Origin of the sequence: Streptomyces sp. NPDC088762 (assembly GCF_044750905.1) — a bacterium.
GTDB lineage: Bacteria > Actinomycetota > Actinomycetes > Streptomycetales > Streptomycetaceae > Streptomyces.
This window is the reverse complement of record NZ_JBIVKT010000005.1, coordinates 129,848-155,229: the sequence shown is the minus strand read 5'-3', so window position 1 is coordinate 155,229 and position 25,382 is coordinate 129,848. Positions and strand designations below refer to the sequence as shown.

Here is a 25,382-nt window from a genome sequence, read left to right as displayed (position 1 = left end):
CGTCTGGTGCGTGCTCTCGGCGTGCCGGGGGGAAGACCTCGTACTGGACGTACTCGGGATTCCGCCCGGTGCGGCGAGAGCGCGTGCCAGGCGTCGCGGGGCAGACGGGAGTTTGACGACAGGCCCTAGGGCGACACCCCCGGGGCAGTGATCCGCTCCAGGTCGCCCATCAGGGAGTCCAGCCACGACACCGTCGCGTAGTACGGCCGCGGCGCGCCGGCCGGTTCCGCCTCGAACCCGTCGAACCCCGGGTCGCGGAGCGGGACCGGCGCCGCCGGGGTGTCCCCGCCCGGGTCCAGCAGCGCCGAGACCAGCAGCATCCGACCGGCCACCCGGTCCCCGAGCCGGGTCAGTGCTGCGGCCGCCTCCCGGCCCAGGGGAGGTGCGGCCCGCCCCGGTTCCCCCGTCAGCAGCCGGTCGGCGCCCCACAGGACGTGGTGCCCCGCCATCAGGACGGCCTGCCAGTCGGCCCGCCGGTCTCGCCCGTCCGCCCTCGGTTTCCTGCCGGCGTCCCCGAAGCGGGTGGGCTCGCTGCGGAACTGCGCGTACGCCGACTCCGCCAGGACCAGCGCGTGCCGGAGGGACCGGTGGCCGGGGATCCGGCCGGCCTCCTCGCGCTCCCCGCCCGCCGCCACCGCGGTGCCGGTCGCGACCACGATCTCCGCCGCCGCGCGCAGCAGCCCGGCCGCCGCGCGTCCCAGCTCGTCGTGCGCGCCCCGGGGCCAGGCCAGGATCCCGAACACGGCGCCGATCGCGCTGCCGATCAGCACGTCCAGCAGGCGGAACTCGGCCAGTTGCCAGGTCGCCGGCGCCAACTGGACGAACACCAGCGCCACCAGCACCGTGAACAGCCCCTGCGCCCACCCCACCCCCCGGACCGGCCCGACGGTGAAGGAGAACAGCATCCACACCGGCAGCACGGCCGCGTACACCGCCGTGTCGGAGCCCGCCAGGGACAGCAGCCCCGCCGTCAGCAGCGCGCCGAGGAACGTACCGGCCAGCGCGACCCGGACCGTGCTCCACGTCTCGCCCGCGGTCGTGCGCGTCAGGCTCAGGGTCGCCAGCATCGCCCAGAAGCCGTGCGGCAGCGTGTCCAGCCCGGCGACCAGCCGGGCCGCCGTCAGGGCGAGGCTGATCCGCACCGCGTTCTGGAAGAACACCGACCGCTGCCCCGCGTGACCCTGGATCCGGTGCCACCACAGCCGCGGGGCGCTCATCCGGGCGTACCAGAACCGCCCCGCCGCCGCGTCCCCCGCCGCGGCCCGGCCCCGGACGGCGAGGTCGGCGGCCGTCGCCATCGCCAGCGCCGCATCCGCCACCTCCAGTACCGCCGCGTGCCGGCGCAGCACCGCGGGAGCGACGGGATCCGCCGGCATCCGGGCCAGCTCTCCCCGCGCCGCGACGAGTTCCCCGTACGCCTCCCCGGGCCCGGTGCCCACCCGCTGTCGCAGGCACTCGGCGGTCCGCTCCGCGAGGCGCTGCACGGCCCGCAGGACGGCCGGAGCGCCGCCCCCCGCTCCGCCGGGGAGCACCGACAGCCGGCTCAGCAGGGTCCGTGCGGCCAGGCCGGTGTGCGCCAGAGCCCGCTCTCGCACGCCCGGCCCCGCCGGGCGGTCGGCCTCCGGCACGCTCGGGAACCGCAGGTTCGCAGTCGCCTCGCGCGCCGCCCCGAGCACGGCGCGCGAGGGTGCGTACGGCGGCCCGGCCAGCTCCCCGGCGCAGCGCCCGGCGGTCTGCGCGGCGCGCGCGGCCAGTTCCCGGTAGGAGGGCGTCGGCGGTTCGGGGAAGAGGTGGCGCTCGGCGAGGAAGAGCAGGGCGAGGCCGACGGTCGTGCCGGTCAGCCGCTCGCCGAGCGAGCCCGGATCGTACGGCGGGAAGGACGGCAGGATGTAGAGCAGTTGCAGCCCCGGTCCGGCTCCCGCCGGTCGCGGTCCGCCGACGGCGGCGAAGGCCAGGACGAAGCCGACGATCAGCATGCCGGTCACCGCGCTCCACGTCCGGACGGACAGGTAGGTGCCGATCACGACGAGCAGCCAGCAGACCGGGAGCAGCCGCAGCACCAGGGAGGCCCGCTGGGGTCCCGTGCCGGGGATCCGCGAGAGCCCGGCCAGTGCCACGGCCGAGAACAGCGCGTACGTGGCGCCGGTGGCCGATCCGAAACCGTACAGGAACAGGTAGAACCCGGCGGTGCCGACCAGCGTCACCCGCACCGCGCGGCGCCCCGCGGCGAGGTACGCCGCGGGGATCCGGCGCCCGGGCCGGCGGTCAGAACTCCACGGTGACAAAGCCGTCCTCGTCGCCCGGTCCGGGTGCCAGCACGGTGTAGCCGAAGTCCTGCTTCAGGCCGTCGAGGTCCCAGTTCGCCGCCCGGTCCCGGTAGTTGAAGACGAGGTCCTTGGCCGGGCCGCCGTGCTTGAGGATCCGGGCGATGGCGACGTCGTCCGGGTGGCCGTGGATCCTTCCGTTGGTGGAGATGAGGTAGCGGCCGCAGTCGAGGAGTTCCAGGAGGTTGTTGGAGAGGTTCTTGGAGCTGCCGTGGTGGGCGACCTTCAGGGCGTCGATCCGCAGCCGTCCGCCCTCGGCTTCGGCGCGCGGGCGGATGGAGGCCACCAGGCGCGGATCGTCCGCGTCGCCGGTGAAGACGATCCGGGTGCCCTCGAACTCGAACAGCAGGGCAATGCTGGTCGGGTTGGTCGGGGAGCCGTCCCGTCTGAACGGGGTGGCGGCCAGCTCGTCGACGTCGATCGCGCCGAAGTGCTCGATGCCGGGCGCGAGCTCCCTCTCCATGGGGTCCACGCCCGGGATCAGCCCCGCCTGCTCGCACTTCGTCTTCCACGTGGGAATCAGCGACTCCAGCAGCCTGCGGTCCGGCGCGAGCACCTCCATCGAGGATCCGTCGTCGAACCAGGTGAGCGGGTGCCTCAGTTCGATGCTGCGGCCCTCGAAGGCCTTGTTCCAGGGAAGGTGCTGGGTGAGCAGCGCGGTGGTCACCTTCTCCCCCTCCACCGCGCCGAAGACCTCGCGGTCCTGGAGGTGGTCGAAGCCGTTGAACCAGACGTCGCCGAACTCCACGGTCCGGTCCGGGTCTTCCAGCAGCGCCAAGGCGCCGAGGATGTGGTCCTGGTCGACATGGGTCACCACGAGTACGTCGATCAGGCCGTCCAGTTCTGCGAGCAGGGGCTTGATCCGCCCGTACGTGCCGTGCCGCCCGCCGTCGAAGAGGATCCGCCGGACGAACGAGCCGTCGCCGTATTCGAGGAGCAGGCAGTCGCCGTCCTCCGCGGGCAGCATCCTGAGCCGGATCATCGGGCACTCCTTTGGCGCAGGTCGAGGATCAGGAACGGCTCGCGCATGTCGGCCAGCCACGACAGCCGGCGCGCCTCGTCGAGGCGGCGTGCGCATGCGGGGTCGTCCGGGAAGGCGGACAGGCCGTCGACGAGCCAGATCAGCCCGAGCGTGTAGTACGGGATGCCGCGGTCGAAGGCCTCGATCAGCCTCTCCCGCGCCTGCTCCCGGTCGGGCGAGGCGCGGCGCAGCAGCCGTACCGCTCGCAGGATCGCGCCGTCGCCGATCCGGGGGAAGGAGTCGGCGAGGTGCTCCAGCCACGGGTCCCAGTACGTCTCGCCCCTCGAGTGGTCGGTGCCGATGAGGACGTAGGCCCCGGCTGCCGCCGCGAGCGGGTTCTGGAACTTGGAGTAGAGCATCTCCTCGACGTCGGTGAAGAGCTCGGCCGCCATGTCGAGGGCGCCCTGGGACATGTACGCGAGCCCCGCTCCGACCGCCGGATCGCGGACGGCCACGGAGACGGCGCTGCCGGTCGGGCTCTGCCGGAGATTGACCAGGACTTCGACCTCTCTCCGGCGCCAGGGCAGCGGGAGGGTGACCAGCCGTACGGATCCGGCGAACTCCACGACCAGGAACTGCCGGTCACCAGGGGGCTCGCCGGGGGATCCGACCGGCCCGTCCGGACCGAACCGGTAGAGCGGTGTGACCTCCTCCCCGCGTACGTCGGGCGCCGGCAGGGGGCGGGGCTCGCCCCGGGCGAGCAGGCGGGCGACCGGGCGGTCCGGCGGGGCCTCGGCCAGTGCCAGCACCGCCGCGAAGGTGCAGCGCTCGGGTGCGGCGTCCCCGACCCAGGTGGCGAGCCCGGTCAGTTCCACGGCCGTCTCGGGGGCGGCGCCGTCCGGCCTCGCGGTGGAGGCGGCGGGCGGGGCGGTGCGCGAGGCGGCGGCCATGGAGCGCGAGGCGACCGACTCGGCGAGCGGGACCTCGGCGGGGCTGTGGTAGACCCGGCCCGGCTCGATGTTGCCCATGAGGTACTGCCAGGAGTGCGTCTCGTACGGCGAGTCCGTCATGACGAACTCCACCGGGGTCTCCTTGCCCGCCACCGCCACGGCGTTCTCCGTGAGCACCAGTCCGGACGGCAGGGTGGCCGACACGAGGTAGCGGCCGGGCGGCACCTCGTACGCCGTGGGGCGGGGTGAACTCCCGCACGGGATGAGGATGTTGCGCCGGCTTTCACCCGAGAGGTCGGCCGAGAGGATGTCGCCGACGATCACCGCGTCGTTGGACTCCCCGGCGGACGAGAGGAGGAGCCGGACGGCGAGCGTGGTGCTCATGGCCTGGCCAGTCCCATGCGGAACAGCGGCGGACGGGCGTCGAGTTCCTCCGTGCGCACGTCCCCGGGGCCGAGGACGGCTTCGACCTGGTACGTCCCGAAGGGCAGGTCCAGGGCCCACTCGCGCAGGTCGGGTTCTTCGCCGGGCTCGGGCGGCGGCCGCCGCCGCGGCTCCTGCCGGGGATGCCGGCAGAAGAACTCGGCGCGTGCGTTGTCCTCCGGGGGCCGGCAGCCGATGTACACCGGGACGACCGGGTCGCCCCTCAGTTCGTGGAAGTCGAAGTCGAAGGACTCGGGGCTGACCGGGGTGGGGGCGGTCGTGACGGATCCCCGGAACGCGGGCTCCTTCATGAAGCGGGTGATCGCGTGCTTCAGCGTGTCGGTGGTCACCCGCCACACCCGGCCTTCGACGTTCTCGCTCCCGGCCCCGTCGAAGCCGCGCAGCAGGGCGTCGGTGAATAGGCTCTTGGCCCCGGCGCGCGCGAAGGACTCTTCCCCGTGCAGGGTCGCGAAGATGACGGCGTGCTCGCGGGGCAGAAACCCGTCGGGCCTTCTGTTCCCGGAGACCGGGACCCGTCCCAGGTTGTCCGTGCCCACCGCGTGCAGGAGTCGGTCGGAGCCGGCCCGGCAGGCGTCGACGAAGAAGACCTGCTGGGCGGCGCGGCAGCTGCTCAGTCCCCGCCACAGTGCCTCGAAGTGCAGGGCTCCGTTCATCGGGCTGTTCTCGTCGGCGAACATGTCCGCCGCCAGCAGCGAGGTGTCGACACCCAGCGAGACGCCGTGGCCGCAGAAGTAGAAGACCAGGCGGGCCGGGTCGTGGTCGCCCCGGTCCTTCCACTCCGTGACGGCGGCCACGATGTTGTCGATGGCTGCCGCTTCCACGTCCTGCGGCGCGGCCGTCTTCGGGTGGACGAAGGGGGTGGGAGCCGCCTCGCTCAACAGGAGGGCCAGGCTCCCGAGCGGCCTGTCCCTGTCGTGGTATTGGTCGATCATCCAGGTGGCGAACGCGCGCGCCGAGACGGGTGGCGAGGACAGCTGCCGCATCCCCACGGCTCCCGCGTGATCCGTCGGCTCCGGGCCGCCGTCCAGATGCGCGTACGCCCCGACCCCGATGACGAGCGCGTGCGTGGCGCCGGGCCCCGCGTTCTCGTCGAGATGCACGGTGAAACGGGCCATGGGACCTCCGCGTGACGCACCGGCAGGCCGGTGGGAGGCTTTGTTCCTATTATAGGAATGAATGCGGCAACTGTCCCTCGGAGACCGTGACCGGCAAGAACGTTCAGCGACGACGACTGGGCAAATCCACGAATTCGCGGGCGCGTTCAGCAGGAAGGCGGACGAGCACACCGGCATCCCCGTCCCAAGGACTGGCTCACCCCGCACCCGGGCGCCGGCTGACCGCGAACGCGCCGCGCCCCGCCCCGGTGGTCAGGGGCGGGGCGCGGCGCCGTGCGGGTCGGTCGGTCCGTCAGCTGCGGGGATCAGACCGCCGGTACCGGGTACGTCGGGTACTCCACGCCGGAGACGTGCTGGACGACGCGGATGACCTGGCACGAGTAGCCGAACTCGTTGTCGTACCAGAGGTAGAGGATCGCGTTGTCGCCGTCGACCTTGGTGGCGCCGGCGTCGACGATCGAGGAGTGGCGCGACCCGACGAAGTCCATGGAGACGGCGTCGGGGGCGGTCGTGAAGTCGATCTGGCGCTTCAGCGGCGAGTGCAGCGAGACGTTGCGGAGGTAGTCGAGGACCTCCTCGCGGGTGGTCTCGCGGCCCAGGCGCAGGCTCAGGATGGCGATCGAGACGTCCGGGACGGGGACGCGGATCGAGCTGCCGGTGATGGGCGCCTTGAGTTCGGGCAGCGCCTTGGCGACCGCGGAGGCGGCACCGGTCTCGGTGATCACCATGTTGAGCGGCGCGGAACGGCCGCGGCGGTCGGCCTTGTGGTAGTTGTCCAGCAGGTTCTGGTCGTTGGTGAACGAGTGGACGGTCTCCACGTGGCCGCGCAGCACGCCGTACTCGTCCGCCATCGCCTTCAGCGGCGGGACGATCGCGTTGGTGGTGCAGGACGCGCAGGACAGGATCCGCTCGTCCGGCTTGATGGTGTCGTGGTTGACGCCGTGCACGATGTTCGGGACGTCGCCCTTGCCGGGCGCGGTCAGGACGACCTTGTCGATGCCGGGGCGCAGGTGCTTCGACAGGCCCTCGCGGTCGCGCCACTTGCCCGTGTTGTCGATGAGGATGGCGTCCTTGATGCCGTACGCCGTGTAGTCGACCTCGGAGGGGTCGTTGGCGTAGATCACCCGGATCGCGTTGCCGTTGGCGACGATCGTGCTGTTCGCCTCGTCGACGGTGATGGTGCCCTGGAACTGGCCGTGGATGGAGTCGCGGCGCAGCAGCGAGGCGCGCTTGACCAGGTCCTGCTCACCGCCGCCGCGCACGACGATGGCGCGCAGCCGCAGGCCGTTGCCGGAGCCGGCCTTCTCGATGAGCAGGCGGGCGACGAGGCGGCCGATGCGGCCGAAGCCGTAGAGGACGACGTCGCGCCCGTCACCGCGCTCGATCTTGTTGGCCCCGGTGGCGCCGGCGACGGCCCCGGCGGTGAACTCCTCGACCGACAGGCCGCGGTCGTCGGTCTTGTACGTCGCGGCGAGCATGCCGATGTCGATCTGGGACGGGCCGAGATCGAGCGTGGTGAGCGCCTGCAGGAACGGCAGCGTCTCAGTGACCGAGAGCTCCTCGCCGTCGATCTGCCGAGCGAATCGGTGGGTCTTGAGGAGGCTGACCACCGACTTGTTCACCAGGGAGCGGCTGTGGAGCAGGACCGTGACGTCCCGCTCCCGGTGCAGCTTCCCGATGATGGGGATCATCGACTCCGCGATCTCCTCGCGGTTTTTCCAGCTGGTGAACGAGTCCTCGTTGACAGTCACAGGTTTATCTTTCGAGCTAGGCGGTGCTCATATGCTAACCCGCCTCTTTTCCGGCCCATCAAGGGGGGCCGGATGCACCCGCGAGCGCCCGCGGGGGCCCGGGATCACGGTGCTCCGAACGCCGTCGGGGGCTATTCGGCGATCTCCGTGCGTTCCCACCACTCGTAGACCGGAAGCGGCCCCTCAGGGCCTTCCTGACGGCGGGGCGTGGCCTTGAAGTGCTCGTACCCGCCGCGGTGGGGGATCTTCAGGTCTTCTCCCGGAGCGGCCGCCGGGACGATCCGCTCGGGCAGATCATCGGGGCCGCCCACCAGCGCTGCCTTGTTCGCCATGCCCTCAGTGTTCCTGCCCGCCCCACGCCCCGCACGTCGGAGGGGGCCGTGGTTCGGCCGGCCGGGAGCGGGCAGGGGGCCAGTGAGACGTCCCGGCCCCGCCCCGGGAGGACACCGTGAAGCTGCAGTTCCTGGGCCCGCTCTACGCCCACCCCGGCCCCGTCGCCTCGGTCTGCCTCGACACCTCCCGGGACCAGGAGGATCCCGACCGGGCTCTCGACCTGCGCTGGCGCAAGCTGCGCCGGAGCCTGCTCGCGCACGAAGCCGACGAGGCCACCGTCGGAGCGGTCGAGGCCGCGGTCGGCACCGATGACGAGGTGGCCGGGCGGCACGGCCAGGCGATCTTCGCCGCCCACGGGAGCCTCCTCCTGGCGGAGCGGCTGCCCGAGCCGCCCGACCGCGACAGCGCCCGGTACGGGATGCTGCCCGACACCCTGGGGCTCGCCCTCCAGCACAGCCCGGACATCCCGTACGCGGCCGTCGCCATCCGCCGGGTGCACCTCGCCGAGGCCGCCGAGGAGGAGCTCCGGCTCGACCTCGAGACCGGCAGGTGGCCGATGAGCCGGGTCGCGCCGGGCACACACGTCCACCGCCGGATCCCGGTGGACGGGTGGCCCAAGGAGGCCGATCAGCTCCTGGCCGAGCTGGTGGCGGCCGTGGGCGCCGGCGGTCTCGAGCTGGTCGTGCTGGCCGGTGATCCGTGGTCCGTGAACGGCCTCGTGCGGTCGGCCCCGAAGAAGCTGCTCGGCCACTTCGTCAAGCTCAAGGACGGGCACTACCGGCGGCCGGAGCCCGGCCGGGCCCTGCTGGAGGAGGAACTCGGGCTCCTGTTCGAGGGCAGGCTCTCCGACCACGACCGGCACCAGCTGGACGCCTATCTCGGACAGCGCGCCCGGCACCCCGAGTACGTCGAGGGGCTCGCTGCCACGGTCGCCGCCTTCCAGCGCGGGCAGGCCCGGACCTTGATCCTCAACCGTCCGGTGCGGATCGACCGCCACCTGTGGGTCGGCGCCGCGCCCACCCAGCTGGCCCTCTCCGGCGAGGACCTGAGCGCCTTCGGCCTGAACTACTTCTGGGAGGAACCCGCCCCCGGGGCCGCCCTCGTCCGGGCGGCGGCCGGCACCCAGGCCGAGCTGATCGCCGTGCCCGAGGACGTGCTGCCCGTGGAGGACGGCGTCGCGGTCCTGCTGCGCTACATGCTCCCCGAGTGAGGCCGGCGGGCGCGCCCCGCAGGCGCGGCTCCACCCCGGTGGGGCTGCCGTTCCCCCGCTGCGCGCCTCCCCGGCAGCGGGCACCGCGCGCGGCATGCTCGGTCAGCACAGGCCGGATGCTCGTGGGCGCGCCGCCCGCGGGAGTCGGCGACCCGCGGCGGGAAGGCGTGGAGAGGGTGCCACCGGCAAAGGAGACAGCACGTGCGGCGGACCGGGTGCGCCACGCGGGCCTCGCACTCGATGCCCGGCTGCCGCTCGCGGAGATGGCGCGGGGCGGCGTCAGGAAGGCGTTCCCGGACCACTGGTCCTTCCTGCTCGGCGAGATCGCGCTCTACAGCCTCATCGTGCTCCTGCTGACGGGCACCTACCTGGCCTTCTTCTTCGAGCCGTCGATGGGCGACGTGCCCTACCAGGGCTCGTACGGCCCGCTGCGCGGGCTCTCGGTCTCCGAGGCCTACGCCAGCACGCTGCGGATCAGCTTCGACGTCCGGGGCGGTCTGCTGCTGCGCCAGATGCACCACTGGGCGGCGCTGGTGTTCGTGGCGGCCATCGGGGTGCACCTGCTCCGGATCTTCTTCACCGGGGCCTTCCGCCGTCCCCGCGAGGTCAACTGGACGATCGGGCTGACGATGTTCCTCCTCGCCCTGGTCGAGGGCTTCGCCGGCTACTCGCTGCCCGACGACCTGCTGTCGGGGACCGGGCTGCGCACGGCGCAGGGGATCATGCTGTCGCTGCCCGTGGCCGGCACCTACCTGAGCTTCTTCGTCTTCGGCGGCGAGTACCCGGGCGAGGACATCGTCTCCCGGCTGTACCCGGTGCACATCCTCCTCGTGCCGGGCCTGCTGCTCGGACTGGTGACGCTGCACCTGCTGCTGGTCGTCCACTTGAAGCACACCCAGTGGCCCGGCCCCGGAAGGACCGCCCGCAACGCCGTCGGGAAGCCGTTCTTCCCGCAGTACGCGGCCAAATCCGCCGGCCTGTTCTTCATGGTGGCCGGCGTGCTCGCGGTACTCGGGGCGCTGGCACAGATCAACCCTGTCTGGGCGTACGGCCCCTACCGGACGGACGTGGTCTCCACGGGCTCGCAGCCCGACTGGTACGTCGGCTTCCTGGAGGGGGCGCTGCGGCTCATGCCCGGGGTCGAGACCCGGCTGTGGGGCCACACCGTGACGTGGAACCCGCTCGTGGCCGGTGTCGTACTGCCCGGGGTGCTGTTCACCGGTCTGTACGCGTACCCCTTCTTCGAGCGGTGGATCACCCCGGACCAGGGGGAGCACCACCTGTGCGACCGGCCGCGGCACCGGCCGGTGCGCACGGCCCTGGGGGTGGCGGTGCTCGCGGCCTACGCGGTGCTGCTCCTGGCGGGCGCGCAGGACCTGCTCGCCTTCATCTCCGAGGTCAGTGTCCAGGCCGTCACCTGGGCGCTGCGGTGCGCGCTGGTCGTCCTGCCCCTCGGCGCCTTCTGGCTCACCAGGCGCATCTGCCTGGCCCTTCAGCGCGGGGACATCGAGCTGCTGGAGCACGGTGAGGAAACCGACGAGGTGCGCCAGACGGTCGAGGGCGGGTACCTCCCCTCGCACCGGCCGCTCAGCGGCGCACGGGCGCACGTGCTGCTCGTGCACCCGGTCACGGAGCCCGTCCGTCCGGAGCCGGCCGAACGGCCGCGCGGGGTCCGGCGCGCGGCCGGGCGGCTACGGGTGGCGCTGAGCCGGTGGTACTACCGGGACCAGCTGGTGCCGCCGATGACGCAGACGCAGCGCAGGCGGGTCGCCGAGATCCTGGCGGCTCCGCGGCGGACGGAGGAGGAGGACTGATCGTCGCCGACCGCCGTCAGGCGGCCTCGTCGGCGGACCCCAACACGAACCCGAAGATGCCCGGGGCGAGTACGCCGACGCCGATGAGCGCGAGCCACAGGCCCTGCACCACGCCCAGGCCGGTCAGTGCCGTCCCGACGGCCGTGATCACGGGAGCGTAGCTGCGGGCCGGGAAGGAGAACCGCCGGTCCGCGCTCTCCACCACCTCCCCGCCCTTGCGGTCCTCGGGGCGGCGGCCGCCGCGGTGGTACTGCCGCCACAGGAAGGCGGCGATGAGCGCCGACATGAGGAACGACACGGCGAGGGCGGCAATGCCGGCCGGATCGTTCGAGTACCGCAGGTAGACGCCGCCGGTGACCGCGAAGTGGAGGGCGGTTCCGCTGAACAGCCATGCCTCGGTCCTCACGGCGACTTCACCTCCGGGTGGTGCAGGTCGAAGGCCGGCGAGTCCGACCGGATGCGCGGCAGGGCGTCGAAATTGTGCCGAGGGGGCGGGCAGCTCGTGGCCCATTCCAGCGAACGGCCCCAGCCCCAGGGGTCGTCGACGCCGACGACCGTCCCGTGCCGGCCGGTCCGCACCACGTTGTACAGGAACGGCAGCGTGGACAGGCCGAGGAGGAAGGCGCCGATGCTGGACAGGGTGTTGAGGAGGGTGAAGCCGTCGGCGGCCAGGTAGTCGGCGTACCGGCGGGGCATGCCCTGCTCCCCGAGCCAGTGGTGGACGAGGAAGGTGAGCTGGAAACCGGTGAACAGGGTCCAGAAGTGGATCTTTCCGAGGCGTTCGTCGAGGAGCTTGCCGGTGAGCTTCGGCCACCAGAAGTAGAAGCCCGCGAAGGTGGCGAAGACGATGGTGCCGAAGAGCACGTAGTGCAGGTGCGCCACGATGAAGTAGCTGTCGGTGAGGTGGAAGTCCATGGGCGGCGAGGCGATCAGAACACCCGTCAGCCCGCCGAGCAGGAAGGTCACCAGGAAGCCGGTGCACCACAGCATCGGCGTCTCGAAGGACAGGGAGCCGTTCCACATCGTCCCGATCCAGTTGAAGAACTTCACCCCGGTCGGGACGGCGATGAGGAAGGACAGGAGCGAGAAAAACGGCAGCAGGACGGCGCCGGTGGCGAACATGTGGTGGGCCCACACGGTGGCGGACAGGCCGGTGATGGCCATCGTCGCCCCGACCAGGGCCACGTACCCGAAGATCGGTTTGCGGCTGAAGACCGGCAGGATCTCGCTGACGATCCCGAAGAACGGCAGCGCGACGATGTAGACCTCCGGATGCCCGAAGAACCAGAACAGGTGCTGCCAGAGCAGGGTCCCGCCGTTCGCCGCGTCGAAGACGTGCGCCCCGAACTTCCGGTCCGCCTCCAGACCGAGCAGCGCCGCGGTCAGGACGGGAAAGGCGAGCAGCGCCAGGATCGAGGTGAAGAGCACGTTCCAGGTGAAGATCGGCATCCTGAAGAGGGTCATGCCGGGCGCGCGCAGGCAGATGATGGTGGTGATGAAGTTGACCGAGCCCAGGATGGTGCTCAGCCCGGAGACGGCCAGGCCCATCACCCACAGGTCCGCGCCGACCCCGGGCGTGAAGACGGCGCCGTTGAGCGGCGCGTAGGCGAACCAGCCGAAGGACGCGGACCCGTTCGCCGTCAGGAAACCGCTGACCACGATCAGGCCGCCGAACAGGTAGACCCAGTAGGTGAAGGCGTTCAGGCGCGGGAACGCCACGTCCGGTGCGCCGATCTGCAGGGGCATCACCGCGTTGGCGAAGCCCGTGAAGGTCGGGGTGGCGAAGAGCAGCATCATGACCGTGCCGTGCACCGTGAAGAGCTGGTTGTACTGCTCGTTGGAGAAGATCTGGAGGCCGGGGCGGGCGAGCTCCGCGCGCATCAGCAGGGCCAGTACGCCCGCGAAGAGGAAGAACGCGAAGGCGGTGGCGAGGTACATGTTGCCGATCACTTTGTGATCGGTGGTCGACAGGATCCGCAGCACGGTGGAGCCGGACGCGACGCGCCGGTCGGTGGCGGCGTCGCGGACCGCCGCACTCGATGCTTCGTCGGTCTTGTCGACGGACACCATGGGGCCTCCAAGAGTTCCGCAGCGAAACTACGGGGCCGCGCGGGGCCGCGGCCGTCGCGCCTCGGCATCGGATCCCGGTGCCACCCGAACGGCCTCCTGCCACGCCGTCCGGCCGGTCCCGGCGGGCCGCCGCGTACGGGGGCTCCCTTCCGGTCCGATCGTTCGAGCGTATCGATCTTTACGCACCTCTTGAGCGTCATTTCGAGCGCGTGTTAGAAACGTTCAGCGCGGCTTCCTCCTCCCACGCCCCGGCTCTGGAGGCTCCATGTCCGGCTCATGGTCCCGCCGTTCGTTCCTGCGCCTCTCCGCCTGCGCCGCCCTGCCGGCCGGAGCCCCGTCCGCGGGTTCCGCCTCCGCCGCGGGTGACGCGTACGAGGCCCTGCGTCTCAAGTGGCGCGAGATGGTGCTGGGCAGCGGGTTCGACCCGGCGGCAGCGCCCTTCCGGGCGAAGCTGGCACTGACGGGCGGTCAAGCGGCCGAGCACCGCACGGCCATGGCGCCCGTGAGCGGCTCCCTCTGGCCGGATCTGCCCCTGAACCTCTCCGCCTCGATCACCGGCAGCTACTCCCGGCTGGCCACCATGACCCAGGCCTACGCCCAGCCCGGCACGGGTCTGACCGGCGACGCCGCGCTGCTCGCCGAGATCAAGACCGGTCTCGACCACCTCCACCAGCAGGCCTACAACCCGGCGAAGAGCCAGTTCGGCAACTGGTGGGACTTCCAGATCGGCTCTCCCCAGCTCCTGTTGGACATCACCACCGTCCTCCACGACCGGCTGTCCGCCGCGCAGCTCGCCAACCACCTCGCCGCCGTGGACGCGTTCGTCCCGGACTCCTCCGTCTCCCGCTACACCGGCACCAGTACGGGCGCCAACCGGGTGGACCTGTGCCGCTCGCTGGCCCTGCGCGGTGTCCTCGGCGGGAACGCGGCCAAGATCGCACTGGCCCGCGACGCCCTCTCCCCCGTCTTCCCGTTCGTCACCAGCGGAGACGGCTTCTACGCCGACGGGTCCTTCGTCCAGCACACCTACCTCGCCTACACGGGCTCGTACGGCGCGGTGCTCCTCGGCGGACTGGCCGGTCTGCTCGCTCTGCTCAACGGCTCGGCCTGGGCGGTCACCGATCCCGCCCGGCAGATCGTCCTCGACTCGGTGGAGGCCTCCTTCGCGCCGTTCCTCTTCAACGGTCTGATGATGGACGCCGTCTCGGGCCGCTCCACCAACCGCGGCAACCCGCGGACCGACTCCCACGGATTCCAGGGAGGCGACCACGGCCGCGGCCACGTCGTCATGGCCTCCATCGCCCAGCTCGGCACGGCCGCGAGCGGTACGGAGAACCGGCGCTGGCGCGGTCTGGTCAAGGGCTGGATGCAGCGGGACTACTACAGCCCGGTCCTGACCGACACGGACCTGAGCGTCGCGGCGCTGGCCCGGCTCAAGGCGGTGCAGGACGACGACACCGTCAGCGCCCTCCCCGAGCCGACCTCCCACCGGCTCTTCCCGAGCATGGACCGGGCCGTCCACCGCCGCCCCGGCTGGGCGGCCTCGATCAGCATGGCCTCCCGGCGGATGGGCTTCTACGAGACGGGCAACGGGGAGAACCTGCGCGGCTGGCACGCCGGGGCCGGCATGCTCCAGTGGTGGGGGGACACGTACGGCAACGGGCAGTACACCGACGCCTTCTGGGCGACCGTCGACCCCTACCGGCTGCCCGGCACCACGGTGTCCCACAAGGTGCTCGCCGACGCCGAGGGCGGCGCCTGGGGGCTGCCGAGGCCGGACGTGAGCTGGGTCGGCGGTGCCACGGACGGGGAGTACGCGGCCCTGGGCCAGTTCCTGCGGGGGCTGGCCGGCACGCTGTACGCCAAGAAGTCCTGGTTCTGCCTGGCCGACTCGGTCGTCTGCCTGGCGGGAGCGGTCCGCGCCACCGACGGCGCCGCCGTCGAGACGGTGGTCGAGAACCGCAACCTCGGCGCGAGCGGCGGGCAGGCCCTGACCGTGAACGGCGCCGCGCAGCCCACCTCGCCGGGCTGGTCCGCCACCTTCACCGGGGCCCGGTGGGCGCAGATAGCGGGCCACGGCGGCTACGTCTTCCCCGGCGGGGCCACCGTCAAGGCGCTGCGGGAGGCCCGGACCGGTTCCTGGCGCGACGTCAACACCGGAGGCACCGCGGATCCGATCACCCGCCGCTACCTGACCCTCTGGTTCGACCACGGCGTCGACCCCTCCGGCGCGGCCTGCTCCTACGTCCTCATGCCGGGCGCCGGTCCGGCCGCGACCGCCGCGCGCGCGGCCGACACCGGCTGGATGACCGTCCTCGCCAATGGCAACGACCGGCAGGGCATCGTGGTTCCCTCACTGGGCGTCACCGCCGTCAACTTCTGGTTCGCGGGGAGCGCCGGGGGCCTGACCGCCGACAAGCCCGCCTGCGTCCTCGTACGGGAGCACGGCGACGGCACGGCCACCCTCTGCGTCTCCGATCCGATGCGGATGCAGACCGGCCTCACGGTCACGTGGCAGCGGCCCGTGGCCTCCGTGCTGTCGAAGCCCGCCACCGTGGTCTCGGCCACCACCGGACCGGCCCTCACCCTCACCTTCGGGGACCTGACCGGCCTGGCCGGCGCCACCCAGCGCATCGAGGTCACCCTGGCCTGAGGCTATTTGACGGCGCCGGCGGTCAGACCCGAGCGCCAGAAGCGCTGGAGGGCGAGGAAGGCGATCACCAGCGGAACCACGGCGATGAGCGAGCCGGTGATGGCCAGCGCGTACATCTCGGGGCTCTCGGTGATCGAGACGTTCCACATGTAGAGGCCGAGGTTGACGGGGTACAGGTTCTTGTCGTTCAGCATGACCAGTGCGCCGTAGAAGTTGTTCCAGCTCGCGGTGAAGGAGAACAGGAACAGCGTCGTGAATCCCGGCGCGAGCATCGGCAGCACGATGGAGCGGAAGGTCCGCAGCTCGCCCGCGCCGTCCACCCGGGCCGCCTCGATCACCTCGTACGGCACGTAGCCCTCGGAGAAGACCCGGGCGAGGTAGACGCCGAAGGGATTGACCAGCGAGGGGATCAGCAGCGCCCAGTAGGTGTTGGTGATCCCCGCCTTGGAGGCCAGCAGGTACATCGGGAGGGTCAGGACCGCGCCGGGGACCAGCACCCCCGCCAGGACGACGCCGAAGAGCTTCTCCTTGCCCGCGAAGCCGTACTTGTCGAAGGCGTAGCCCGCCGCCACGGAGATGAGGGAGGACAGGGCCGAGCCGACGACGGCGTAGAGGAGGGTGTTGAGCAGCCAGCGGCCGTAGATGCCGTCGTCGTGGGTGAGAACGGCGTGGATGTTGGAGAAGAGGTTGAAGTCTCCGAAGCCGAAGCCGTCGGTGCCGAAGAGGTCGCGGCGGTTCTTGGTGGAGGCGATCAGGAGCCAGCTGACCGGCATCAGCGTGTAGAGCGCCAGGACGGCCAGCACCGTGTTGACGGCGGCCTTGGAGGCGCGGGCGTCGCGGCCGCGGCGGTTTCCCGCGGGGCGGCGGGAGGCGGGGGGCGTGCTCATGCTTCCTGCCACCTCTTGCCGATCCGGGTCACCACGAAGGACAGCGCCCCGGCCACGACGGCCAGCAGCAGCGAGGCGGCGGCCGCGCTCGCGTAGTCGTGGTCGACGAACGCCTTGCTGACGATGTACATCGTGGGTGACCAGTCGTTGCCGAGGCTCTGGGCCTGGTCGGAGAGCAGTTTGGGCTCGGTGAAGAGCTGGACGGCTCCGACGCAGGTGAACAGGACGGTCATCACCACCGAGGAGCGGATGATCGGCACCTTGACGCCGAGGGCGATGCGCCATGCGCCGGCGCCGTCCACCGTGGCCGCCTCGACGACCTCGCGGGGAACGGACTGGAGGGCGGCGAAGAAGATCACCATGTTGTAGCCGACCCACTGCCACACGGCGATGTTGACCACCGAGGAGAGGGCGTGGTCGGGTGAGAAGAAGTTCCAGCTGCCGCCCGCGGCGTCGATCCAGTCGATCACCGGGCTGAGGCCGGGGGTGTAGAGGTAGATCCAGGTGATCGAGGCGATCAGGCCGGGCACGGCGTGCGGCAGGAAGAAGGCGAGCTGGAAGAAGCGCCTGGCCCGGGCGTAGGCCGAGTCGACCAGCAGGGCCGCGGCCAGCGCCCCGCCGATCATCACGGGTATGTACACCAGGCAGTACGCGGCCACGTGCACGAACGAGGTGCGGAACGCCGGATCGGCCAGTACGGCCGCGTAGTTGGACAGTCCCGTGAAGGTGCGCTCGACGCCCCCGAAGCCGAGCCCCGAGGACCGTTCCCGGTACAGGCTCATCCAGCCCGCGTAGACCACCGGCGCCACCGTCACGACGGCGAACAGGACGAAGAACGGGGAGAGGAACAGGACGGCGGCGGCGCGTCGTCTGCGGCGCAACGTGCCGCCGGCGGGCGCCGGGGCGGTGGGCGGTGAGGCCACGGGAGTGCTCCTTGGCAGTGCGGCGGGTGCGGGAGCGCGGCGGTGCGCGGGGTCGCGGCGGGGGCGGCCGAGGTGTTCGGCGGTCGCCCCCGGCGGGTCACTCGGCGAGCGTGAGACCGCGGCTCCCGATCGCCGCGCGGGCCGATGCCTGGGCCTTCTCCAGACCGCTCACCAGGCCGTTCCTGGCGGCCTCGTCCTTGAAGTCGGCGTTGACCTTGCCCCAGACGGGGCCCCAGGTCCAGCCGGGGACGATGGTGGGGACCTGGTCCCCCGTCAGCTTGTAGAGGTCCTGGCCGCCGAAGTAGGAGGTGTCGAAGGCCTTGGCCGCCACTTCGGCCATGGCCGGGTTCGCGGGAAGGGCGCTGCTCGGGTTCTTCAGGGCGCCGATGCGGGCGGTCATGGCGGCCGGGTCGGTGGTGACCCACTTGATGAACTCGGCGGCGGCCTTGGTGTGCTTGCTCCCCTTGGGCACCGCGAAGCTCGTGCCGCCGTACATGCCGCTGGCCGGGGTGCCCCAGTGCGGGATGGGGGCGACGCCCCACTTGCCCTTCTGGTCGGGCATGGTGGCGATCATCGTGCCCGCTCTCCAGGGGGCGCCCAGGATCCCGGCGGTCGTCCCGTCGGCCTTGGACTTGCTCTCCTCCGGGGTGTCGGCGCCATGGTTGAAGACCAGGTCGTCCTTGAGCATCCCCTGCCAGAAGGCGGCGACCTTCCGGGAGGGGGCGTCGTCGATCGCGGGCTTCCAGCCGTCGCCCTTGACCTCGAACCACTTGGCGCCGGCCTGCCAGGACAGCGCCGCCTGCAGCGGGGCGTCGGTCGGGAAGGAGCCGATGCGCACCGCGGGGTCGGCGGCCTTGACCTTCTCGGCGGCCGCGCGGTACTCGTCCCACGTGGTGGGGACGGCCACCCCGTACTTCTCGAAGAGGTCCTTGCGGTAGAAGAACACCTGCGGGGTCGCGTCGAAGGGGACCGACCAGGTCTTGCCGCCGAAGGTCACCATGTTCTGGACGCCGGCGGGGAAACTCTTCTTCACCAGCTCACCGGAGGAGGCGGTCAGGTCCTCCAGGAATCCCTGACTCGCGAACTCCGGGACCACGTTGTACTCGATGGTCGCCACGTCCGGCGCGTCGCCCGCCTTGATCGCGTTGCTGATCTTGCTGTAGCCCTCGGCGCCGCCCGGTATCGGGGAGAAGCGCACCTGGATGTCGGTGTGCGTCCTGTTGAACTCGGCGGCCGCGGCTTCGGCGCCACCGGTCCAGGTCCAGTACGTGAGGGTGACGGGCTTGCCGTCGTCCTTGGCCGCGGACGAGTCGGTGGAACCGGAACCGGCACAGGCGGAGGTCAGCAGGGCGAGGGACACCGCTGTGGCCAATGCGCCGTAGGCACGCGAGGACTGAGCCTTCATGAGCTGCTCCTGTGGCGAGTGGGCTGAACGGGTTGAATCATTCGCCCCATGCATCTTGAACGTCAAGATGCATGTGAACTATTGATCAATACGATCAGTTCGGCGCTCGACCGAGGCTCTCAGGCGGTCCTGTCGAGGTCCTCGCGGCGCACGCCGTGCGCGAACGGCAGGCCCGCGGCGTAGCGGGCGATCTCCTCGATGGCGGAGTCCGCCATCCGGTGGAGTTCGTTGCCCAGGGACCCGGCGATGTGCGGGGTGAGCAGGACATTCGGCAGGTCGTACAGGGGGGATTCGGCCGGGAGGACCTCCGGCTCGGTCACGTCGATGACCGCCCGCAGACGGCCGGAGACCAACTCCTCGGTGAGGGCCGGCCCGTCGACCAGCGCACCGCGCGCCGTATTGATCAGGGTGACGCCGTCGCGCATCAGCGCCAGCCTCCGCCGGTCGATCATCGCCCGCGTCTCGGGCAGCGCCGGCGCGTGCAGGCTGACCACGTCGGAGGCCCGGCAGAGCTCGTCGAGCCCCACGCCGCGGGCGCCGAGCCGCTCGGCCTGCCGCCCGGTCAGGTACGGGTCGTACACGAGGAGCTCGAGGTCGTACGGGCGCAGCAGTTCGATCACGCGGCGGCCGATCCGGGAGGCGCCGACGATGCCGACGGTCCGGCGGTAGTTGCCGGCGTGACCGTACCGCTGGTGCCAGTCGTGCCGTAGGCCTCGGACGCTGCGGTACTCCTCGCGCAGCTCCAGCACGCGCTTGTTGGAGAGCAGCACCATGGCAACGGTGTACTCGGCTACGGGCAGGGAGTTGGCCAGGGCGGCGGAGGAGACGGTGATGCCGCGCTCCCAGCAGGCGTCCGTGACCAGGTGTTTGACCGATCCGGCGGCGTGCACGACGGCCTTGAGGCGGGGCGCCGCCGCGAGCGCCCGCGCGTCGACGGCGGGGGCGCCCCAGAAGGTGAGCAGGACCTCCGCCTCCGCGAGCGCCGCCGCCACCCCGGGTCTGCGGAAGTCGTCGGCCACGCATTCCGGGTCGAGAGCCGCCACCTCGTGGAGCCGGCGCGCGCCGGCGTCGTCCAGCAGGCGGGGCAGCAGCTCGGGGGCCATGGCGAGCAGGGTTCGCGGGCGGCGCACAGACATGTCGGGTGCTCCTTGCGGCTGGGTGAGGCCGCGCCGACTCTAGGGAGCCGTCAATCGATCGTCAAGATCTTCACACTCATATAGCTCGATATGATCGATACGATCGCGCAACTGCACCTTCAGCGCTGCCAGACAGTGGTGATGTTGCAGAACTCCCGGATTCCGTGGCCGGACAGTTCGCGGCCGTAACCGGACCGCTTGACGCCGCCGAAGGGGAGGGCCGGATGCGAGGCGGTCATGCCGTTGACGAAGACCCCGCCGGCCTGGAGGTCCTCCGCGAAGCGGGCGATGTCCGCGTCATCACGGGTCCAGACGTTGGAACTGAGGCCGAAGGGCGTGGCGTTGGCCCGCTCGACGGCCTCGTCCAGGCTGCCCACCCGGTAGAGCGTGGCGACGGGGCCGAAGGCCTCCTCCTGGTCGATGCGCATGACCGGGGTGACGTCCGTGAGGATCGTCGGCTCGTAGAACCAGCCGTTCTCGTGCCCGGCCGGGCGCCGGCCGCCGCACAGGACCGTCGCGCCGTGTTCCACCGCGTCGTCGACCAGCTCCTCCAGGTCGGAGCGGCCCGCTTCGGTGGCCAGCGGGCCCACGTCGGTGGACTCCTCCATCGGGTCGCCCACCGTGAGCGCCTCCATGCCCGCCGTGAAGCGTTCCGCGAACTCGTCGTGCACGTCGGTGTGCACGATGAAGCGCTTGGCGGCGATGCAGGACTGTCCGTTGTTCTGCACCCGGGCGGTCACCGCGGTGCGTGCGGCCTGGGCGATGTCGGCCGACGGCATCACGACGAACGGATCGCTGCCGCCGAGCTCCAGCACGGTCTTCTTGACCACGTCCCCGGCCACGGACGCGACCGAGCGGCCGGCCGGCTCGCTGCCCGTCAGGGTCGCGGCGGCCACCCTCGGGTCGCGCAGGACGTCCTCCACGGCCGCCGAACCGATGAGCAGGGTCTGGAAGCAGCCGCGGGGGAAGCCGGCCCGGTGGAAGAGGTCCCCGAGGTACAGGGCGGTCTGGGGCACGTTGGAGGCGTGCTTGAGCAGGCCCACGTTGCCGGCCATCAGGGCGGGCGCGGCGAACCGGACGACCTGCCACAGCGGGAAGTTCCACGGCATGACGGCGAGGATCACCCCGATCGGCCGGTAGGAGACGCGGACGGAGGAGGCACCGGAGTCGCTCACGTCGGCGGCGCTGGGCTGCTCGTCGGCGAGGAGGGACTCCGCTCGGTCGGCGTACCAGCGCATGGTCTTCGCGCACTTGGCGGCCTCGGCGCGGGCCGCCGCGAGCGGTTTGCCCATCTCGGTGGTCATGGTCCGCGCGATGTCCTGCGCGTCCTCCTCCAGGAGCCCGGCCGCGCGGATCAGGAGCTCGCGCCGCTCGGCGAAGGTGGTGCGCCGGTACTCGGCGGCCGTCTGCGCGGCGTCCGCCAGGCACCGCTCGATGCCGGCCGCGTCGAGCGCGTCGAAGGTGCGCAGCGTCTGGCCGGTCGTCGGGTTGACGGTGGCGATGGGCATGGTTCGGCCTTCCTGTGCAGGGGCTGCAGGGGTCTGCTCAGCCGTTGCCCACCGCGTCGTCGCAGGCGGGGCAGATCCGGTCCGCGTGCTCCGGGGCGTACCACGGGGCCCCTGGATCCGCGTTCGGCTCGGCCGGGGACGCTTCCATGGCGAAGGTGTCCTTGCCGCAGAAGGTCCTGGGGCCGGGGACCGAGGTCGTGCCCGGGGCGGCAGGGACGGCGTGCACGCGCAGGACCGACCGTTCGTCGTCACGCGACACCTCGTACACCACGAGAATCCCACTCATACCTCGACGGTAGGCCGCTCCGGTGGGACACGCCGTATCGGCGGCCCGTACGGCGCGCCGTACGCCCGGATGCGGACGGACCGGGCCGGCACCGGGATCAACGGGCGACCCCGGCCGGTCGCGCGCCGGACCGGGCGCGCGGCGCCGGCCAGTGCGCGACCCGGTCGGCGGCGGGGAGGAGCGCCACCGCCAGTACGGGGAACACCGCGGCCAGCGCGAAGGCCGGGGTGTAGCCCCGGCCGGCGATGAGCGCGCCGGCCAGCGGCGGTACGAGGACCACCGCGGCGTGCTGCCCCATGCCGTGCATCCCCAGGGCTCGGCCCGCCCAGTGGGGGCCGGCGTACTCGGCGACGGCCGTGTTGTGCAGCCCGTTGGTGCTGACCGTCAGGCCCGCGGCGAGCAGCAGGGCCGCCGTGCCGACGGGCGAGTCCCAGGCGGCTCCGGCAGTGAGCAGGGCCAGGTTCGCCGCCGTCGCCGCCGCGAGCAGCCGCATGGGCCGGATCCGGCCGCCGACGCGATCGGACCACCAGCCCGCCAGCAGCCGTACGCCCGCCCCGGCCAGGTTGGCCGCGGCCAGTACCCCGCCGGCGGCGGCGGGCGACCAGCCGCGCGCCCCGGTGAGGAAGAGCAGGGAGAATCCGGTCACCACGAACTGCGGCACGCACAGCACCGCGGCCGCGCCGTGCAGCCTCCACAGGTATCCGCCGCGGTACGGGGCGGGACTCCGTACGCCTGCCGGCCGGTCGGGGCGCGGCGGGTCGACGGCGAACAGGGCGACCGCCAGCCCCGCGGCCCCGCACAGCACGGCGCACAGGCCGAACGCCGCGGACAGCCCGGCGTGGTGGGCGAGCGGCGGCAGGGCGGCGGCGGCCATCCCCGTGCCGAGCGGCTGTGAGGCCTGCCGGACGCCCATCGCGATGCCGCGCCGGTCGGGCGGGAACCAGCCGATGACCAGGCGCCCGGAGGCCGAGTGGCCGGAGGATCCGGCGGCTCCGGTCAGGACGAGCAGGACGCCGGTCGCCCCCACCCCGTGCACGGCTGCCGCACCCGCCATCGCCCCTGCGGCGGCCAGCAGTCCGGCGGCCAGGGCCTTTTTCTCCCCGTACCGGTCGGCGACCGCTCCCCAGCCGATCAGGCCGAGCAGGATCCCGGCGATCGGACAGGAGACGAGGACACCGGCGGCGGCGAGCGAGAGCCCGAGCTCCTGCTGGAAGGCGGGGACCAGGAAGGGCGTCCCGTAGAGCGCCGTGGTGGCGGCGGTCTGGCCGCCGGTGCCCAGGGCCAGCATCAGCCAACTGCGCGCGATCCGCTCGTCGTTCATGTTTCCCACCTTAAGCAGCTCTCCGAAATGTGAGACGACTTGTTTCACATCGCGAGACATCGACCCTGCGCCGAATCCCTGCACGACGAGCCTTCGTGACGGGACATCAGGTCAACCGTCCCGGACTCCTGACCGGACTCTTGACTGTGTTACCGGCGGTAGCCATGCTCGTTCCAGAGCTTGTGCGGTCCATGACAATCCAGCCGAAGACGTGAGTGATGACCATGACCCGACCCCCCCACCGCAGGCGAAAGCCCTACGCGGTCCTGTCGTTGCTCCTCGCCGTGGTGGCCATGGTGCTCGGCCCCGCGCCCAGCTCCTCCGCCTCCGACGCCGGCTGGTGGAACCCCGTCGCGCGCCCCGCGCCCGACTCCGAGATCAACGTCACCGGCGAGCCCTTCAAGGGGACCGACGCCCAGGGGCGGGTCCGGGGCTTCGTCGACGCCCACGACCACATCATGTCCAACGAGGGCTTCGGCGGCCGGCTCATCTGCGGCAAGCCGTTCTCCGACCTGGGGGTCGCAGACGCGCTCAAGGACTGCCCCGAGCACTACCCCGACGGCACGCTCGCGGTCTTCGACTTCATCACCAAGGGCGGTGACGGCAAGCACGACCCCAACGGCTGGCCGACCTTCAAGGACTGGCCCGCCCACGACTCGCTCACGCACCAGCAGAACTACTACGCCTGGGTGGAGCGGGCCTGGCGCGGCGGCCAGCGCGTCCTCGTCAACGACCTCGTCACCAACGGGGTCATCTGCTCGGTCTACTTCTTCAAGGACCGCGGCTGCGACGAGATGACCGCCATCCGCCTGGAGGCGCAGAAGACCTACGACATGCAGGCGTTCATCGACAAGATGTACGGCGGCCCCGGAAAGGGCTGGTTCCGCATCGTCACCGACTCCGCGCAGGCCCGCGACGTGATCAAGCAGGGCAAGCTGGCGGTCATCCTGGGCGTCGAGACCTCCGAACCCTTCGGCTGCAAGCAGATCCTGGACGTCGGCCAGTGCAGCAAGGCGGACATCGACCGGGGCCTGGACGAGCTGCACCGGCTCGGTGTGCGCAGCATGTTCCTGTGCCACAAGTTCGACAACGCCCTGTGCGGGGTCCGTTTCGACGAGGGCGCGCTCGGCACCGCCATCAACGTGGGCCAGTTCCTGTCGACCGGCACCTTCTGGAAGACGGAGCAGTGCACGGGCCCGCAGCACGACAACCCCATCGGGCTCGCGGCGGCGCCCGCCGCGCAGAAGGAGCTGCCGCCGGGTGTGTCGGTCCCGTCGTACGCGGCGGACGCGCGGTGCAACTCCCGGGGTCTCACCGAGCTCGGCGAGTACGCCGTGCGCGGGCTGATGAAACGCAAGATGATGCTCGAGATCGACCACATGGGCGTCAAGGCCGCCGGCCGGGCCTTCGACATCCTGGAGTCCGAGTCGTACCCGGGCGTGATCTCCTCGCACAGCTGGATGGACCTCGACTGGACCGAGCGCGTCTACAAGCTCGGCGGCTTCGTCGCCAGCTACATGAGCGGCGCCGAGGGGTTCAGCGCCGAGGCCAAGCGCACGGACGCGCTGCGCGACAAGTACAACGTCGGCTACGGCTACGGCACCGACATGAACGGCGTGGGCGGCTGGCCCGGGCCGCGCGGCGCGGACACCCCGAACCCGGTGCGCTATCCCTTCCGCAGCACCGACGGCGGCTCCGTCATCGACAAGCAGACCACCGGCTCGCGCACGTGGGACCTCAACACCGACGGCGCGGCGCACTACGGCCTGGTCCCGGACTGGATCGAGGACATCCGGATCGTCGGCGGTCAGGGCGTCGTGGACGACCTGTTCAAGGGTGCCGAGTCCTACCTGACCACCTGGGGCGCCTCCGAGAAGCACAAGGCCGGCGTCAACCTCGCGACGGGCTCGGCGGCTTCCGCCTCCACCAGCCAGTGGTGGAACCCGTTCGTCGACTTCTCCCCCGGGCGCGCCGTCGACGGTGACTCGGGCAGCCGCTGGGCCAGCGAGTGGAGCGACGACCAGTGGCTGCGGGTCGACCTCGGTTCCGCGAACCTGGTGGGGCGCGTGACCCTCGACTGGGAGCGCGCGTACGGGAAGGCGTACCGCATCGAGGTCTCCACCGACGGCAGCACCTGGCAGAACGTCTGGTCCACGACCGCCGGTGACGGCGGCCTGGACACGGTCCGGTTCGCGGGGGTGCCGGCCCGCTACGTCCGCGTCCACGGCGTCCAGCGGGCAACGGAGTGGGGCTACTCCCTCCACGAGGTCGGCGTCTACAGCAGCTGAGCC

General features: G+C 71.6%; 19 protein-coding genes. 4 read left to right on the top strand and 15 right to left on the bottom strand.

Annotation, left to right across the window (positions count from 1 at the left end):
• Window positions 1-125: 125 nt before the first annotated feature.
• From ACIP5M_RS14955 to ACIP5M_RS14930, 6 genes are all read right to left on the bottom strand, one after another.
• Window positions 126-2,210 (bottom strand): FUSC family protein, encoded by a 2,085-nt coding sequence (locus ACIP5M_RS14955; RefSeq protein ID WP_401196659.1) that lies wholly within the window; start codon window positions 2,208-2,210, stop codon window positions 126-128.
• A gap of 55 nt (window positions 2,211-2,265) precedes the next feature.
• On the bottom strand, window positions 2,266-3,306 hold the full coding sequence (locus ACIP5M_RS14950; protein WP_401196656.1) for a hypothetical protein: 1,041 nt from the start codon (window positions 3,304-3,306) through the stop codon (window positions 2,266-2,268).
• Window positions 3,303-4,619 (bottom strand): hypothetical protein, encoded by a 1,317-nt coding sequence (locus tag ACIP5M_RS14945; RefSeq protein ID WP_401196654.1) that lies wholly within the window; start codon window positions 4,617-4,619, stop codon window positions 3,303-3,305. Before ACIP5M_RS14945 ends, ACIP5M_RS14950 begins: the two co-directional genes overlap by 4 nt.
• A complete protein-coding gene (locus ACIP5M_RS14940) occupies window positions 4,616-5,794 on the bottom strand; it encodes a caspase family protein (protein WP_401196652.1) in 1,179 nt (392 codons plus the stop codon). Before ACIP5M_RS14940 ends, ACIP5M_RS14945 begins: the two co-directional genes overlap by 4 nt.
• A 305-nt stretch (window positions 5,795-6,099) precedes the next feature.
• Entirely contained in the window at window positions 6,100-7,545 is a 1,446-nt protein-coding gene (locus ACIP5M_RS14935) for a glyceraldehyde-3-phosphate dehydrogenase (protein ID WP_401196649.1), read from the bottom strand.
• A 131-nt stretch (window positions 7,546-7,676) separates the two neighbouring features.
• Entirely contained in the window at window positions 7,677-7,877 is a 201-nt protein-coding gene (locus tag ACIP5M_RS14930) for a DUF5988 family protein (protein ID WP_401196646.1), read from the bottom strand.
• Between the two features lie 116 nt (window positions 7,878-7,993).
• Between ACIP5M_RS14930 and ACIP5M_RS14925 the strand changes: the two genes are divergently transcribed.
• On the top strand, window positions 7,994-9,088 hold the full coding sequence (locus ACIP5M_RS14925; protein ID WP_401196644.1) for a hypothetical protein: 1,095 nt from the start codon (window positions 7,994-7,996) through the stop codon (window positions 9,086-9,088).
• Window positions 9,089-9,351: 263 nt separating this feature from the next.
• Window positions 9,352-10,902 (top strand): cytochrome bc complex cytochrome b subunit, encoded by a 1,551-nt coding sequence (locus ACIP5M_RS14920; RefSeq protein WP_401197206.1) that lies wholly within the window; start codon window positions 9,352-9,354, stop codon window positions 10,900-10,902.
• A 16-nt stretch (window positions 10,903-10,918) separates the two neighbouring features.
• Here the strand turns inward: ACIP5M_RS14920 and ACIP5M_RS14915 are convergent, their stop codons facing one another.
• A complete protein-coding gene (locus ACIP5M_RS14915; RefSeq protein WP_401196641.1) occupies window positions 10,919-11,308 on the bottom strand; it encodes a cytochrome c oxidase subunit 4 in 390 nt (129 codons plus the stop codon).
• Complete coding sequence (ctaD, locus tag ACIP5M_RS14910; protein WP_401196638.1) at window positions 11,305-12,972, bottom strand: cytochrome c oxidase subunit I; 1,668 nt, start codon at window positions 12,970-12,972, stop codon at window positions 11,305-11,307. Before ctaD ends, ACIP5M_RS14915 begins: the two co-directional genes overlap by 4 nt.
• A gap of 265 nt (window positions 12,973-13,237) precedes the next feature.
• Here ctaD and ACIP5M_RS14905 point away from each other — a divergent pair, with 265 nt between their 5' ends.
• Window positions 13,238-15,625: a polysaccharide lyase 8 family protein gene (locus ACIP5M_RS14905; protein ID WP_401196635.1), complete on the top strand. Its 2,388-nt coding sequence runs from the start codon at window positions 13,238-13,240 to the stop codon at window positions 15,623-15,625.
• Window positions 15,626-15,627: 2 nt separating this feature from the next.
• Here the strand turns inward: ACIP5M_RS14905 and ACIP5M_RS14900 are convergent, their stop codons facing one another.
• From ACIP5M_RS14900 to ACIP5M_RS14870, 7 genes are all read right to left on the bottom strand, one after another.
• Window positions 15,628-16,512, bottom strand: a complete 885-nt coding sequence (locus tag ACIP5M_RS14900) for a carbohydrate ABC transporter permease (protein WP_401196633.1) — start codon at window positions 16,510-16,512, stop codon at window positions 15,628-15,630.
• Window positions 16,509-17,435: a carbohydrate ABC transporter permease gene (locus ACIP5M_RS14895; RefSeq protein ID WP_401196630.1), complete on the bottom strand. Its 927-nt coding sequence runs from the start codon at window positions 17,433-17,435 to the stop codon at window positions 16,509-16,511. The genes ACIP5M_RS14900 and ACIP5M_RS14895 overlap by 4 nt, the downstream gene beginning before the upstream one ends.
• 97 nt (window positions 17,436-17,532) lie before the next feature.
• A complete protein-coding gene (locus tag ACIP5M_RS14890) occupies window positions 17,533-18,840 on the bottom strand; it encodes an ABC transporter substrate-binding protein (RefSeq protein WP_401196628.1) in 1,308 nt (435 codons plus the stop codon).
• Between the two features lie 119 nt (window positions 18,841-18,959).
• Window positions 18,960-19,943, bottom strand: coding sequence for a hydroxyacid dehydrogenase (locus ACIP5M_RS14885; protein WP_401197203.1), 984 nt, complete (start codon window positions 19,941-19,943; stop codon window positions 18,960-18,962).
• Between the two features lie 152 nt (window positions 19,944-20,095).
• Window positions 20,096-21,484: an NADP-dependent succinic semialdehyde dehydrogenase gene (locus tag ACIP5M_RS14880; RefSeq protein WP_401196626.1), complete on the bottom strand. Its 1,389-nt coding sequence runs from the start codon at window positions 21,482-21,484 to the stop codon at window positions 20,096-20,098.
• Window positions 21,485-21,521: 37 nt separating this feature from the next.
• On the bottom strand, window positions 21,522-21,770 hold the full coding sequence (locus ACIP5M_RS14875; protein WP_401196624.1) for a hypothetical protein: 249 nt from the start codon (window positions 21,768-21,770) through the stop codon (window positions 21,522-21,524).
• 97 nt (window positions 21,771-21,867) lie between these two features.
• Entirely contained in the window at window positions 21,868-23,091 is a 1,224-nt protein-coding gene (locus ACIP5M_RS14870) for an MFS transporter (RefSeq protein ID WP_401196621.1), read from the bottom strand.
• Between the two features lie 224 nt (window positions 23,092-23,315).
• On the opposite strand from ACIP5M_RS14870, the gene ACIP5M_RS14865 reads away from it, so the two are divergent.
• Window positions 23,316-25,379, top strand: coding sequence for a discoidin domain-containing protein (locus ACIP5M_RS14865; protein WP_401196618.1), 2,064 nt, complete (start codon window positions 23,316-23,318; stop codon window positions 25,377-25,379).
• Window positions 25,380-25,382 lie beyond the last annotated feature (3 nt).